Consider the following 13,356-nt stretch of genomic DNA (forward strand, 5'->3'; position numbering starts at 1 on the left):
CTGTTCTCGTTTCCGCGCGTGGCGGCATCCAGCTAGTTGATATCTGTCAGCGTCGCCGTCGCCGGCATGCGACGGCCAACAGAAAGCCGCCCGGCTCGTTCAGCCGGGCGGCTTGTTAGTTCGGTCGACCGCTGATCAGCCGGTCGTGATCGCCGTCTCCACGTCCGACGGGTCGATGGTGCGGTTGAGGTTGGCGTGCAGCCGGTCGTGGTCGAGTTCGCCTTCCCACCACGACACGAACACCGCGGCGATGCCGTTGCCGGTGATGTTGGTGAGCGCGCGGACCTCGCTCATGAACTTGTCGATCGAGAACACGATCGCCATGCCCGGCAGCAGCGCCGGATTGACCGCGGCGAGTGTGCCGGCCAGCGTCACGAAGCCGGCGCCGGTGACGCCGCTGGCGCCCTTGCTGGTCAGCATTGCCACCAGCAGGATCACGACCTGATGGCTGAACGTCAGTTCGATGCCGAGCGCCTGCGCGATGAACAGCGTCGCCAGCGTCATGTAGATGTTGGTGCCGTCGAGGTTGAACGAATAGCCGGTCGGCACCACGAGGCCGACCACCGACTTCGAGCAGCCGAGCCGCTCCAGCTTCTCCATCAGCTGCGGCAGCGCGCTTTCGGACGACGAGGTGCCGAGCACGATCAAGAGCTCGTCCTTGATGTAGGCGATGAACTTGAAGATGTTGAAGCCGACGAAGCGCGCGATCAGGCCGAGCACCAGAATGACGAACAGCGCCGCTGTCGCGTAGAACAGCAGCACCAGGCCGATCAGGTTGCTGAGCGCCGCCGGGCCGTATTTGCCGATGGTGAAGGCCATCGCGCCGAACGCGCCGATCGGCGCCACCTTCATCACGATGGCGATGACGCCGAACACCGCGTGCGCGGCATCGTCGATGACATCGCGCAGCCGGTGGCCGCGCTCGCCCAGCGCCATCAGCGCGAAGCCGAACAGCACCGCGAACAGCAGCACCTGCAGGATGTCGCCCTGCGCGAAGGCGCCGACCACGCTGTCCGGAATGATGTGAAGCACGAAATCGACGGCCTTCAGATGGCTGGCCTGATCGACATATTTCGCGACCGCGCCGGCGTCCGGCTTGGCGGCAAGCCCGTGTCCCACCTGAAAGATGTTGCCGACGATGAGGCCGAGGATCAGCGCGAAAGACGATACGACTTCGAAGTACACCAGGGCCTTGATGCCGACGCGGCCGACTTTGCGGGCGTCCTGGATGTGGGCGATGCCCGACACCACGGTACAGAAGATGATCGGCGCGATCACCATCTTGATCAGTTTGACGAAGCCGTCGCCGAGCGCCTTGATCCACTCGTTGGTGGCGATATGCGGCGACAGCCAGCCGAGCAGCACGCCGAGCACGATCGCGATCAGCACCTGGATATAGAGAACCTTGTACCAGGGCTGGCGCTGCAGCCGCGCTTTCGCATGCGATACTCCGTGAGCATCGAGGTCGGTCATCGTCGCCATAGCGTCACTCCACTGACCATGATGTGCCTGTCGATGGGATGACGGCAGGGACGACCACAGGCAGACCGGTCGACCAAGTCGATTGAGGATGGAGGTCGGGTGTCGCGGCGCTTACCCTCGCCCGCGCGCGAGGGAGGACAGCCTGCGCCCGGCTTCGGCGCCGTTGCCGACGGGACGTGGCCCCCGCAAGACAGCGCCCGCCACGAGGCCGTTGCAGCCGAGGGGTGCTGACGAACGGCTCGACAACCCAATTCTCCCAGAAGGAATTATTCGCGGCAGCCTATAGCGACGAATTGCCGCTGAGATCAAGGGACGATTCGTCGAACACCGTCATCTCAACGCGATTTTCCCGACAGCCAGGCGGTGATGCGCTGCACCGCTTCACGCATGTCCTCGGCCGAGCGGGCGTAGGAGAATCGCACGTAATCCTTGCCGCGCAGCGGGTCGAAGTCGGTTCCGGGGGTCGCGGCGACGTTTGCCTCGGCCAGCATGCGCTTGGTGAAGTCGAAGCTGTCTGCGGTAAATTTCGAGACGTTGGCGTACAGATAAAATGCGCCGTCGACCGGGAGGAACTCGGTCAGGCCGGCTTGCGGCAAGCCGGCGATCAGGATCTGGCGGTTGATTTCGTAGCCGTGCTTGACCGCTTCCATCTCCTCGCGGCCGTCGAACGCCGCCTCGGCGGCGATCTGCGACAGCGTCGGCACCGAGATTGCCAGATTTTGCTGCAGCCGCTCGACCGGCCGCACCAGCGCCTCCGGCAGCACCATCCAGCCGACGCGCCAGCCGGTCATGCAGAAGTATTTCGAGAACGAGTTGATCACCACGGCATGCGGCGACAACTCGGCTGCGGTGACCGCCGGAAACGCGTAGTCGAGACCGTGATAGATCTCGTCGGAGATGAAGCGGATGCCCGCGCTCTCGGCCACCGCGATCAATTCGCTCAGCGCGGCGCGAGTCATCATGGTGCCGGTCGGATTGGCCGGACTGCCGACCAGCACGCCTTTCAGCGGCGCCTTGCGGTGCTCGGCAAGCAGCGCTTCGCCGGTCAGCGCGTGACGCGTCTCGGCGTGTGTTTCAATCGGCACCGGCACGCAGCCGAGCGCGTTCAGGATATGCCGATACGGCGGATAGCCTGGCACGGTGACGGCGACGCGGTCGCCTGGCTCGAACTGCGCGAGAAATGACAGGATGAAGGCGCCGGACGAACCGGTGGTGACGACAATTCGCTCCGGCGCGACCTCGCAGCCATAGGTCTCTCGATAGTGCCGGGCGATTCGCGCGCGCAGTGAAGGAATCCCAAGCGCCGAGGTGTAATCGATCCGGCCCTGCTCCAGCGCAGCATGCGCCGCGGCGATGGCGCTGCGCGGCGCCGGCGCCCAGGGCTGGCCGACCTCCATGTGGATGACGTGGCCACCTGCGGCCTCGATCTTGTCGGCCGCTGCCATCACGTCCATCACCATGAAAGGCGGAACGTCGCTGCGCGCCGACGGCGTCAGCAATCGACGCACGGCGTCGGTCTTGGTCGCATCGGACATGGAAATCTGCTATCCCCCGCGCGGTTCGGCGAAACCCGGCGGGCGTCGCGCTGCTGCCGCAAAGCTGGGCTGATGCATGGCAATAACCGGTATTCGAACCTCGGCCAATGATCAAAGTGACGGTTGAAGCTCTGCCTGGGCGCATACGCCGTATGGCCCGCGCGCAACTCTCGCGGCTCACCGCCGTGCTGTGCGCCGCCGCGCTGGCGCTCGCCCCGATCCCGAGCCATGCCCAGGCGCCGCAGCCAAAGGGGCCGCCGCTGCTGCGCGACACCGAAATCGAGAATCTGCTGCGCGACTACACACGGCCGATCCTGCGCGCCGCCGGGCTGGAGAAGCAGAACATCAGCATCGCGATCATCAATGATCCGACGTTCAACGCTTTCGTCGCCGACGGCCGCCGCATTTTCGTCAATTACGGCGCGCTGATGCAATCGCAGACCCCGAACCAGCTGATCGGCGTTCTGGCGCACGAAACCGGACATCTCGCGGGCGGACATCTGTCGAAGCTGCGCACCCAGCTGGCGCAAGCGCAGACCCAGATGATTGTCGCCATGCTGCTCGGCGTCGGCGCGATGGTGGCAGGTTCGCGCAGCGGACCGAACAGCGGCGCCAGCAATATCGGCGCGGCGGCGGTGTCGGCGCCGCAGGAGCTGATCCGACGCAATTTGCTGTCCTATCAGCGCCAGCAGGAAGAGAACGCCGACAAGGCCGCGGTGAAATTTCTCGACGCCACCGGGCAGTCGGCGAAGGGCATGTACGAGACCTTCCGCCGCTTTACCGACGAGAGTCTGTTCGCCGCGCGCGGCGCCGACCCGTACGCGCAATCTCACCCGATGCCGGCAGAACGCGTTCGCGCACTCGAAGAGCTGGCGCGCTCCAGCCCGAATTGGGACAAGAAGGACGACGCCGCGCTGCAGTTGCGTCACGAGATGATGCGCGCCAAGACCTCCGGCTTCATGGAGCGGCCGGACACCGTGGCGCGGCGCTATCCGCTATCCAACACCAGCCTGCCCGCCCGCTACGCCCGCGCGATCTCGACCTATTTGCGCGGCGATCCACGCTCGGCGCTGGCGCAGATCGACAGCCTGATCCAGGCCGAACCGAACAATCCGTATTTCTACGAGCTGCGCGGCCAGGCCCTGCTCGAAGGCGGCCGGCCGCAGGACGCGATCGCGCCGCTGCGCAAGGCCGTGTCGATGACGCGCGGCGCGCCGCTGATCGAGATGCTGCTCGGTCAGGCGCTGGTCGCGTCGAACAATCCCGGCACCACCGACGAAGCGATCCGCATCCTGAAGGCCGCGCTGGCGCGCGAGGGTGAAGCTCCGATCGGCTACAGCCAGCTCGCGATGGCCTACGGCCGCAAGGGTGACTACGCCGAAGCCGACCTCGCTTCGGCCCAGGCCGCGTATCTACGCGGCGACAACAAGACCGCCCGCGAACTGGCCTCCCGCGCCAAGACCCGTTTCCCGGTGGGCTCGCCCGGCTGGGTCCGGGCCGACGATATCGTCGCGGCCAAGGGCCCGGCGAAATAGTCGACAGCTCCGGCCGAATGGGCGAGATTTGATGCAGATCAAATCCGCAGCGTGGCCGGGATGCCTCGATGCGCCAGTGCCGCACGTCGCCCAGTTCAGCGCGCGGCGAACCCAAGGGAGAGACAGCGATGACCACCCCTACACGGTCACACGGCAGGGCCCGTAAGCTGATTTCGCGGACCCTGGCCAGCAGCGTCCTGCTCGGCATGTACGCGCTCGGGCTGATCACCACCACCGGCATCGCGATCACCGCCTCGACCACACCGGCACAGGCGTGGCGCGGCCGCGGCCGCGGGCGCGGCTGGGGGCCCGGTCCTGCAATCGGTCTCGGCGTCGGCGCAGCCATCGTCGGGGGTGCGATCGCGGCGAGCGCCGCTGAGCAAGCCCGCCGCGACGACGCGATCAACTACTGCGCCTCGCGCTATCGCTCGTTCAATCCCGAGACCATGACCTACATCGGCAAGGACGGCCGCGCGCGGCCCTGTCCATAGCAGCCGCGCCAGCCCGGTTCCTGGATCGAGGCGCGGAGCACTGCCGCGCTGATCGTCAGCAGCGTGGCACGGCAGGATGATCGCGGGCGGCACGACGACGCTCGCGCGAGGACGGCTGACCGAAACGTGTTCACAAATTGCGCGTATTTGGGCGGGAAAAGCGCTATGAAGCTCCGATTCCGCTGCGCCAATCAGCTCGTTCTCGTCTCAAAGGGATTGCCCATGCCGTCGTTCCGCCCGCTCGCCGCTGCCCTGCTCGCGCTCGCCCTCGTCGGCGCGCCAGGTGCTGCTTCGGCGCAGAAATTCTCCGATGAGCAGCGCAGCCAGATCGAGAGCATCATCAAAGAGTATCTGGTATCGCATCCCGAGGTACTGGAAGAGGCCTCGGAGGAGCTCAGCAAGCGGCAGGCTCAGGCCGCCTCAGAGAAGCATCAGGCCGCGGTCGCCGCCAACTCGGACGCGATCTTCAATTCGCCGCGCAGCGTCGTGCTTGGCAACAAGGACGGCGACGTCACCTTCGTTGAGTTCTTCGATTACAATTGCGGCTACTGCAAACGCGCAATGACCGACATGCTCGAACTGATGAAGAGCGACCCGAAGCTGAAGGTCGTGCTGAAGGAATTCTCGGTGCTTGGACCGGGCTCGGTCGAAGCCGCCCAGGTCGCGATCGCGGTCCGGATGCAGGATCCGAGCGGCAAGAAGTATCTCGATTTCCATCAGAAGCTGATGGGCGGCCGCGGTCAGGCCGATAAGGCGCGTGCTGTCGCCGCGGCGAAGGAAGCCGGCCTCGACATGGCCCGGCTCGACAAGGACATGCAGAGCCCGGAAGTCCGCTCCACCATCGAAGAGAGCTTCAAGCTCGCCGAGTCGATGGGCATGAACGGCACGCCGAGCTACGTGATCGGCAAGCAGGTCGTGGTCGGTGCCGTGGGTCTGGAGACGCTGCGCCAGAAGGTGGCGCAGGCCCGCTGCGGCAAGGAACAGTGCTGAGCTACGCTGAGTAACCGTCCTGGCACATCGCCATGGCCGGGCTCGTCCCGGCCATTCACGCTTTATTCGCATCGCAAGGCAGGGATGCCCGTCACAACGCCGGGCGTGACACCCTAAAACCAAAGCGTTCCGATCACGACGGGAAATCACTCTCTGCGACGTGAACGCGATCGGCGTGAAGCGACCATTCGTGCAGGCGTTCCATCTCGCAGAATTTCTGCTTCGCAAGCTCGGTCGCTTCGTGCAGGTTTGGAGCCTCGACCTCGAGCAGACGCTGGCACACTTCGGCGTGCCGACCGTTCTCGCCGAGAATATCCTTCATGAAACGTACAACATAGTGGGCCATACTGCCTCCCCGATCGAGCCATCGGCAATGCAATCGCCATGCCTGTATCGCCGTGCCTGAGCTGCGATAACCGCCATGCTTGATAGGCGATTTAATCACCCCCCGATAACAGGCTGGTGGACCGCAGGATCCGGCTCGGCGGTCCGACTTCTCGGATCCTGAACGGATCTCGTCTCCTCAAAAATCTAGTACGTCCTCGCTTACGCAGCAAAACAAAACTGCGAGACGCGTTCCGCCGGAACTGTGTTGCTCGCGTCGGGTTGTCGCGCGCGGGCAGGCTCATTGGGAGGAGACGTACATGACCAATCGCTTTTTGATCTCGGTTGCGGCCGCCGCGTTGATCGCCAGCGGCGTTGCGGCTCACGCGCAGGGCACCGGAGGTGCCGGTGGATCGATGGGAGCCTCGCCGTCAGCGGGCTCATCCGCCCCGGCCGAGCGCGGCTCGTCGGCGCCACAGATGAACAAATCCGACGGTGCCGGTTCAGGCATGACCTCCGGTCAGTCTGACCGGGCCCCGGGCGGAGCGATGGGCCAGCGGGCCCAGGACACCGCGCCGAAGGGCTCGATGGATAGCGGCCGCACCGGCAAGGATATGAAGGCCGAGGATCGCAAGGCCGGCGAGATGGATCGCAAGGCCGGCAACGAACGCGAGCAGATGAACAAGAATGCCGCAGACAAGAATGGGGACAAGGCTCAGGATCGCGGCGGCCAGATGAACCGCAATGCCGACAGCCAGCGCGATCGAACCACCACCGGCCAGGCTGGCGCTGGGGCCAAGCTCACCACCGAGCAGCGCACCAAGATCACCACGGTGATCAAGAATCAGAACATCCAGCCGCAAACCAACGTCAACTTCTCGATCTCGGTCGGCACCCGCGTGCCCCGAGATGTGCGGTTCTACCCGCTGCCGACCGAAATCGTGACGGTCTATCCGGACTGGCGCGGTTACGAGTTCTTCCTGGTCCGGGACGAAATCATCGTCGTCAATCCGCGTACGCTGGAAATCGTCGCCGTGCTCGATGCCTAACAGCCCGGCAGTTTGGATCGGTTCAGAAAAGGGCGGCCCTCGGGTCGCCCTTTGTCGTGCGCAGCCGTTGTGCACAGCGTCCGCGCGGCCGCTGCCGGTCGCGCTTGCGAACGGATCGCAAGCATCTGCCGGGCCTTGCCGGCTCATCCTCGTCCAAAGCATCAGGCGATTCATGCGGCATGAGAACGCCTTGAGGCTTCCCCTCAGCCTTGAGGTTACCTATAACGCCCGCAATCAAGTGATTTTCGACCGGAAGCCGGCTTCTGCAGAGCCGGATTTTGGCCGGTCCAACGGCCGGGACCTTCGCTGACATTGCCGGATTTTCGGATGCCTCAACCGATTTACGTGCTTAACGGCCCGAACCTGAATTTGCTCGGGACCCGCGAGCCGGAAATTTATGGCCACGCGACATTGGCAGATGTCGAACGACTGTGCACCGAAACCGCGGCCAGCCTCGGCCTGACCGCCATCTGCCGGCAATCCAATCACGAAGGTGAGCTGATCGACTGGATCCATCAGGCCCGCACTGACAAGGCGGTCGGCATCGTGCTCAACGCCGGCGGTTACACCCACACCTCCGTGGCGCTGCATGACGCGCTGGTCGGAGTGCAAATTCCAACGGTGGAAGTTCATGTTTCCAACGTTTTTGCGCGCGACAGCTTCCGCCACCACTCCTTCATCGCGAAGGCCGCCTTTGCCAGCCTGTGTGGTTTCGGCATCGACGGCTATCGGCTGGCCATTACCGGGCTTGCCGCAAAAATCGGCGCCGTCGCCAAGGCCTGACCCCGCGCCCCGTTCACCTCAAGCCATCTGGATCGAAACATGGCCCGCCAGCCTGACACCAAGACTGCCAAGCCGACTGACGCCCCGGCGATGCAGGACAGCACGCTGATCCGCGAACTCGCGCTGCTGCTCGACGAGACCAATCTCACCGAGATCGAGATCGAGCGCGCAGGCCTGCGCGTGCGCGTCGCCCGCAACGTCACCGTCGCGGCATCGGTGCCGGCAAGCTATGCTCCGGTTGCGGTCGCGGCGGTGGCGCCGATCGACCCCGCGGCGATCGATTTCGCCAAGCATCCCGGCGTCGTCCCATCGCCGATGGTCGGCACCGTGTACTGGGCCCCCGAGCCCGGCGCGAAGCCGTTCATCGAAGTCGGCCAGCGTGTCTCCGCCGGCGAGACGCTGTTCATCGTCGAGGCGATGAAGACGATGAACCAGATCCCATCGCCGCGCGCCGGCACGGTCACGCAAATCCTGGTCGAAGACGGTCAGCCGGTCGAATTCGGCGAACCGCTGGTCGTGATTGAATAGCGAGTCGCGAATGGCCAGTGGCGAATAGCGGTCGAGTCAGTCCTCGCGTATTTGCCATTTGCCGCTCGCCATCCGCCCCTGTTGGCCCACAACCCGGTGGCCCCATGTTCGATAAGATCCTGATAGCCAATCGCGGCGAGATCGCCCTGCGGGTGCTGCGCGCCTGCAAGGAGCTCGGCATCTCCACGGTCGCGATCCACTCGACCGCTGACGCCGACGCGATGCATGTGCGCCTTGCCGACGAAAGCGTCTGCATCGGTCCGCCGCCGTCGAAGGACAGCTATCTTAATATCCCGGCGCTACTGGCCGCTTGCGAGATCACCGGCGCCGACGCCGTGCATCCCGGCTACGGCTTCCTGTCCGAGAATGCGCGGTTCGCCGAAATTCTGGCCGACCACAATCTGCACTTCATCGGCCCCAAGGCCGAACACATCCGCCTGATGGGCGACAAGATCGAAGCCAAGAAGACCGCGAGGCGCCTCGGCATCCCGGTGGTGCCGGGTTCGGACGGCGCGGTCGGGCCGGACGACGACGCGATGTCGATTGCCAGGGAGATCGGCTTCCCCGTGCTGGTCAAGGCCGCCGCTGGCGGTGGTGGTCGCGGCATGAAGGTCGCGCATACGGCGGACGATCTGGCGCTGGCGATCTCCACTGCCGGCAACGAGGCCAAGGCCGCATTCGGCGACGCCTCGGTCTATCTCGAAAAATACCTGCAGAAGCCACGCCACATCGAAATCCAGGTGCTGGGTGATGGCCGCGGCGGCGCGATTCATCTCGGCGAACGTGACTGCTCGCTGCAGCGCCGGCATCAGAAAGTGTGGGAAGAGAGCCCCTCGCCCGTCATCACCCCTGAGGCGCGCGCCCGGATCGGCGGCATCTGCGCCAAGGCGATGCAGGATATGAAGTATCTCGGCGTCGGGACGATTGAGTTTCTGTACGAGGACGGCGAGTTCTATTTCATCGAAATGAACACCCGCATCCAGGTCGAGCATCCCGTCACCGAGATGATCACCGGTATCGACCTGGTGCTCGAGCAGATCCGGATCGCAGCTGGCGGCGACCTGCCGGTGACGCAGGACGACATCGTGCTCAACGGCCACGCCATCGAATGCCGCATCAACGCCGAGAACCCGGTGACCTTCCGGCCATCTCCGGGCAAGATCTCGCGCTACCATCCGCCGGGTGGGTTGGGCATCCGCATCGATTCGGCCGTGTTCCAGGGCTACACCATTCCGCCATATTACGACTCCCTGGTCGGCAAGCTGATCGTTCACGGTAAGACCCGCGGCGAGTGCCTGATGCGATTGCGGCGGGCGCTGGACGAGATGGTCGTGGACGGAATCGAAACCACCCTGCCGCTGTTCCGGGCTCTCGTGCGCGAGCCGGCGATCATCGACGGCGACTATCACATCCATTGGCTGGAGCATTATCTAGCCGGGACCTAGCTGGACGGCCGCCAAATAATGTCGCGATGCGGGGAACCAGTCTCTCCCTTCGCGCGTTTTCGGGTTTCACATCGAACGTCTTGCGGGGGATGTTCTTGCTTCGTTTTGATCTGTCCGAGGGCACGCGGTGACGCCGGAAGCCACGCGCCGTCGCGCTTTCATCCAGATCACCCTACTTTCACTGTCGTTCGCCCTGCTGGTCCTCATCAGCGTGGCGTCCGTTTTTCTGCTGGCCAAAGCCCGCGAAGACAGCGCCTGGGTTGCCCATACGCTCGAGGTCGAGAACCAGATCTCGCTCGCCCAGCTTGAAATGCGCCGCGCCGAAAGCTCCGAGCGCGGCTACCTGCTGACTGGGCAACCAGAGTTCATCGACGAGTTCGAGCGCTCCGCCGCTCAGGTCCCGACCATGCTGCAGCGGCTGCGGAAGCTGGTCGCCGACAATCCGGTGCAACGTCCGCTGATCGATCAGACGGTGCCGCTGGCGGAAGCCCGGATCGCGAAATTCCGCGAGCTGATCGCGCTGGCACAGAGCGATCGCGCCGAAGAGGCGCGCATTGCCGTGCGGGATTCGAATGGCCGCGACGCCATGAACCAGTTCGCCAGCTACATGGCGGCAATGCGCGCCGAGGAAAACAAGCTGTTCGCGGCGCGCACGGCTGCCGCCGACCGCAGTCAGTCCCTGACTTCGATCGTGACCGCGACCGGCTCCGGCCTGGTGCTGGTGCTCGCCGGCCTTTCGATCTTCCTGGTGCGGCGATCGTCACGGGCGCGCGACGACGCCGAAGCGCAGCTGCGCGAGAACAACCTCAACCTCGAATCCACGGTCGAGACCCGCACCGCCGATCTGCGCGAGGCGAACGAAGAGATCCAGCGCTTCGCCTATATCGTCAGCCACGACCTGCGCTCGCCGCTCGTCAATATCATGGGCTTCACCAGCGAGCTCGAGGAGCTGCGCAGCGACATCTTCCGGCGCATTGCGACACTCAGCCGCGAGGTCGCCAACAAGCAGATGCCGGAAAAGGCCGACGCCGACGGCGAGCCCGAGCTGACACAGGCCGACCAGCAGCTGTCGCAGGATTTTACCGAGGCGCTCGGCTTCATCAAATCGTCGATCGGCAAGATGGACCGGCTGATCAGCGCCATTCTCAACCTCACCCGCGAGGGCCGCCGGCAATTCCAGCCGGTGCCGATCGACACCCGCGACTTGATCGAGAACATCGCCTCGACGATGGCGCATCAGGCCGCCGAAGCCAACGCGGAAATCCGGATCGAGCCACTGCCGGACCTCGTCAGCGATCGCCTTGCGCTCGAGCAGATCTTCTCCAATCTGATCGACAATGCGCTCAAATATCTCAAGAACGACGTCCCCGGCGACATCCGGATCCGTGGCAAGCAGAAGCTCGGCTTCGCGATCTTCGAAATCTCGGACAATGGACGGGGAATCGACCCCAAAGACCACCAGAGAATCTTTGATCTTTTCCGCCGGGCCGGTACACAGGACAGGCCCGGTCAGGGGATCGGGCTCGCTCATGTCCGTGCACTCGTCAGACGGCTGGGCGGAACCATGTCGGTCTCCTCCGCGCTCGGCGAAGGCTCGACATTCACCATCACGTTGCCGATGAAATGGACCGCGGCGACAAATCGGGAAGCCCGCTCATGAGCAATCCAGTCACCATCATCATGATCGAGGACGACGAGGGTCACGCCCGCCTGATCGAGCGGAATATCCGCCGATCCGGTGTCAACAATGAGATCATCCCGTTCACCTCGGGTACAGCCGCGCTCAACTATCTGTTCGGTGCCGATGGGTCCGGTGTGGAGCATCGTGACCGCGCCCTGCTGGTGCTGCTCGACCTCAATCTGCCCGATGCCAGCGGCATCGATATCCTCCGCCGCATCAAAGAAAATGATCATCTGAAGTGCACGCCGGTCGTGGTGTTGACCACCACCGACGACGCCCAGGAGATCAAGCGCTGCTACGAGCTCGGCTGCAACGTCTACATTACCAAGCCGGTCAACTACGAAAGCTTCGCGAACGCGATCCGTCAGCTCGGCCTGTTCTTCTCGGTCATCCAGGTCCCCCAACCCGAAACCACATGACGACTGCCACGCCGATCCTGCTGTATATCGACGACGATGAGGCGCTCGGCCGACTGGTGACGCGCGGCCTCAAGCGGCAAGGCTTTGCGGTCGAGCATGTGCTCAGCGGCGAAGCCGGGCTGGAGCGGCTGCGGCAGGGCGGCGTCGATGTCGTGGCGCTCGATCAATACATGCCCGGTCTCGACGGGCTGGAGACGCTTGAGCAGATCCAGAACATTCCCGACGCGCCGCCGGTGGTGTTCGTCACCGCCTCGCAGGATTCCAGCATCGCCGTGACGGCGCTGAAGGCCGGGGCTTCGGACTATCTGGTCAAGGACACCCAGGGCGACTTCATCCCCCTGCTCCAGGTCGCCGCCGACCAGGCGCTGCGCCAGGCGATCATCCGTAAGGCCCGCGACGATGCCGAAGCCGAGGTTCGGGCTTCGCGCGACCGCTACGCCGCACTCGCGGCCGAGCGTGAGATGCTGCTGCGCGAGGTCAATCACCGCGTCGGCAACTCGCTGCAGATCATCGCCTCGCTGCTGCATCTGCAGGCCTCCTCCAGCAAGGAGGGCGAGGTCAAGGCGGCGCTGACCAATGCGATGGGCCGCGTCGCCGCGGTCGCTCAGGTGCACCGCCGACTGTACACCTCGCACGATCTCAACAGCGTGATGCTCAATCAGTATCTCGAAGCTTTGCTCGAGGATCTGCGCCGCTCCGCCGAAGGCAACCGGATGTCGCGTCTGACGCTGTCGGCCGGCGCCGTCGAGATCGATCCGGACCGTGCCGTCGCAATCGGCATCGTGGTCAACGAGCTGGTGATGAACGCGGTCAAATATGCCTATCCGGAGGGCAAGGGCCCGATCCACGTCGAGCTCAAGGCCGATGGCGACGATCTCGAACTGGCGATCGCCGACGAAGGCGTCGGGCTCGCCGTGAAGGCCAACCCAAACTCCACCGGGATGGGACAACGCATCGTCAACGCGATGGCGACGAAACTCGAGGCCAGCGTGTCGCGGGATCCGACCCATCCCGGCACGCGCGTGGTACTGCGTTTCCGCCGCACCAAGAGCCCGGCCCCGGCCCCTACCCCCGCGGCCGCCTGACGAGCGGAT

The 13,356-nt window shown here is 64.6% G+C and carries 13 protein-coding genes; 10 read left to right on the forward strand and 3 right to left on the reverse strand.

Annotated features, from left to right (window positions below; all coding sequences use genetic code 11):
- Window positions 1-135: 135 nt before the first annotated feature.
- On the reverse strand, window positions 136-1,482 hold the full coding sequence (locus tag D4Q52_RS06385) for a dicarboxylate/amino acid:cation symporter (RefSeq protein ID WP_119855720.1): 1,347 nt from the start codon (window positions 1,480-1,482) through the stop codon (window positions 136-138).
- A 335-nt stretch (window positions 1,483-1,817) separates the two neighbouring features.
- A complete protein-coding gene (locus D4Q52_RS06390; protein WP_119855721.1) occupies window positions 1,818-3,017 on the reverse strand; it encodes a pyridoxal phosphate-dependent aminotransferase in 1,200 nt (399 codons plus the stop codon).
- A gap of 152 nt (window positions 3,018-3,169) precedes the next feature.
- On the opposite strand from D4Q52_RS06390, the gene D4Q52_RS06395 reads away from it, so the two are divergent.
- From D4Q52_RS06395 to D4Q52_RS06405, 3 genes are all read left to right on the forward strand, one after another.
- The gene (locus D4Q52_RS06395) at window positions 3,170-4,552 is read left to right on the forward strand and encodes a M48 family metalloprotease (protein WP_425328455.1); all 1,383 of its coding nucleotides are present in this window, start codon (window positions 3,170-3,172) and stop codon (window positions 4,550-4,552) included.
- 128 nt (window positions 4,553-4,680) lie between these two features.
- A complete protein-coding gene (locus D4Q52_RS06400) occupies window positions 4,681-5,043 on the forward strand; it encodes a BA14K family protein (RefSeq protein WP_054161870.1) in 363 nt (120 codons plus the stop codon).
- Window positions 5,044-5,265: 222 nt separating this feature from the next.
- Window positions 5,266-6,033: a DsbA family protein gene (locus tag D4Q52_RS06405; RefSeq protein WP_119855861.1), complete on the forward strand. Its 768-nt coding sequence runs from the start codon at window positions 5,266-5,268 to the stop codon at window positions 6,031-6,033.
- Window positions 6,034-6,166: 133 nt separating this feature from the next.
- Here D4Q52_RS06405 and D4Q52_RS06410 read toward each other — a convergent pair whose 3' ends face one another.
- A complete protein-coding gene (locus D4Q52_RS06410) occupies window positions 6,167-6,379 on the reverse strand; it encodes a hypothetical protein (protein ID WP_119855723.1) in 213 nt (70 codons plus the stop codon).
- A 298-nt stretch (window positions 6,380-6,677) separates the two neighbouring features.
- Here D4Q52_RS06410 and D4Q52_RS06415 point away from each other — a divergent pair, with 298 nt between their 5' ends.
- The 7 genes from D4Q52_RS06415 to D4Q52_RS06445 all read left to right on the forward strand — a co-directional run bounded on the left by D4Q52_RS06415 (window position 6,678) and on the right by D4Q52_RS06445 (window position 13,347).
- Complete coding sequence (locus D4Q52_RS06415; protein WP_119855724.1) at window positions 6,678-7,406, forward strand: DUF1236 domain-containing protein; 729 nt, start codon at window positions 6,678-6,680, stop codon at window positions 7,404-7,406.
- A 327-nt stretch (window positions 7,407-7,733) separates the two neighbouring features.
- Window positions 7,734-8,189, forward strand: a complete 456-nt coding sequence (aroQ, locus tag D4Q52_RS06420) for a type II 3-dehydroquinate dehydratase (RefSeq protein ID WP_119855725.1) — start codon at window positions 7,734-7,736, stop codon at window positions 8,187-8,189.
- A 39-nt stretch (window positions 8,190-8,228) separates the two neighbouring features.
- Complete coding sequence (accB, locus tag D4Q52_RS06425; protein ID WP_054161863.1) at window positions 8,229-8,717, forward strand: acetyl-CoA carboxylase biotin carboxyl carrier protein; 489 nt, start codon at window positions 8,229-8,231, stop codon at window positions 8,715-8,717.
- Window positions 8,718-8,821: 104 nt separating this feature from the next.
- Window positions 8,822-10,162: an acetyl-CoA carboxylase biotin carboxylase subunit gene (gene accC / locus D4Q52_RS06430; protein WP_119855726.1), complete on the forward strand. Its 1,341-nt coding sequence runs from the start codon at window positions 8,822-8,824 to the stop codon at window positions 10,160-10,162.
- Between the two features lie 127 nt (window positions 10,163-10,289).
- A complete protein-coding gene (locus tag D4Q52_RS06435) occupies window positions 10,290-11,822 on the forward strand; it encodes a sensor histidine kinase (protein ID WP_119855727.1) in 1,533 nt (510 codons plus the stop codon).
- Complete coding sequence (locus D4Q52_RS06440) at window positions 11,819-12,262, forward strand: response regulator (protein WP_119855862.1); 444 nt, start codon at window positions 11,819-11,821, stop codon at window positions 12,260-12,262. The genes D4Q52_RS06435 and D4Q52_RS06440 overlap by 4 nt, the downstream gene beginning before the upstream one ends.
- Window positions 12,259-13,347, forward strand: coding sequence for a sensor histidine kinase (locus D4Q52_RS06445; protein ID WP_119855728.1), 1,089 nt, complete (start codon window positions 12,259-12,261; stop codon window positions 13,345-13,347). The genes D4Q52_RS06440 and D4Q52_RS06445 overlap by 4 nt, the downstream gene beginning before the upstream one ends.
- The last annotated feature ends 9 nt before the right edge of the window (window positions 13,348-13,356 follow it).

Origin of the sequence: Rhodopseudomonas palustris (genome assembly GCF_003591005.1) — a bacterium.
GTDB classification, from domain to species: Bacteria; Pseudomonadota; Alphaproteobacteria; order Rhizobiales; family Xanthobacteraceae; genus Rhodopseudomonas; species Rhodopseudomonas palustris_K.

What these genes read in the sequence shown, in the direction of transcription:
- D4Q52_RS06385 (WP_119855720.1), bottom strand. Translation starts at nt 1,482, where the DNA reads ATGGCGACGATGACCGACCTCGATGCTCACGGAGTATCGCATGCGAAA.
- D4Q52_RS06390 (WP_119855721.1), bottom strand. Translation starts at nt 3,017, where the DNA reads ATGTCCGATGCGACCAAGACCGACGCCGTGCGTCGATTGCTGACGCCG.
- D4Q52_RS06395 (WP_425328455.1), top strand. Translation starts at nt 3,170, where the DNA reads ATGGCCCGCGCGCAACTCTCGCGGCTCACCGCCGTGCTGTGCGCCGCC.
- D4Q52_RS06400 (WP_054161870.1), top strand. Translation starts at nt 4,681, where the DNA reads ATGACCACCCCTACACGGTCACACGGCAGGGCCCGTAAGCTGATTTCG.
- D4Q52_RS06405 (WP_119855861.1), top strand. Translation starts at nt 5,266, where the DNA reads ATGCCGTCGTTCCGCCCGCTCGCCGCTGCCCTGCTCGCGCTCGCCCTC.
- D4Q52_RS06410 (WP_119855723.1), bottom strand. Translation starts at nt 6,379, where the DNA reads ATGGCCCACTATGTTGTACGTTTCATGAAGGATATTCTCGGCGAGAAC.
- D4Q52_RS06415 (WP_119855724.1), top strand. Translation starts at nt 6,678, where the DNA reads ATGACCAATCGCTTTTTGATCTCGGTTGCGGCCGCCGCGTTGATCGCC.
- aroQ (WP_119855725.1), top strand. Translation starts at nt 7,734, where the DNA reads ATGCCTCAACCGATTTACGTGCTTAACGGCCCGAACCTGAATTTGCTC.
- accB (WP_054161863.1), top strand. Translation starts at nt 8,229, where the DNA reads ATGGCCCGCCAGCCTGACACCAAGACTGCCAAGCCGACTGACGCCCCG.
- accC (WP_119855726.1), top strand. Translation starts at nt 8,822, where the DNA reads ATGTTCGATAAGATCCTGATAGCCAATCGCGGCGAGATCGCCCTGCGG.
- D4Q52_RS06440 (WP_119855862.1), top strand. Translation starts at nt 11,819, where the DNA reads ATGAGCAATCCAGTCACCATCATCATGATCGAGGACGACGAGGGTCAC.
- D4Q52_RS06445 (WP_119855728.1), top strand. Translation starts at nt 12,259, where the DNA reads ATGACGACTGCCACGCCGATCCTGCTGTATATCGACGACGATGAGGCG.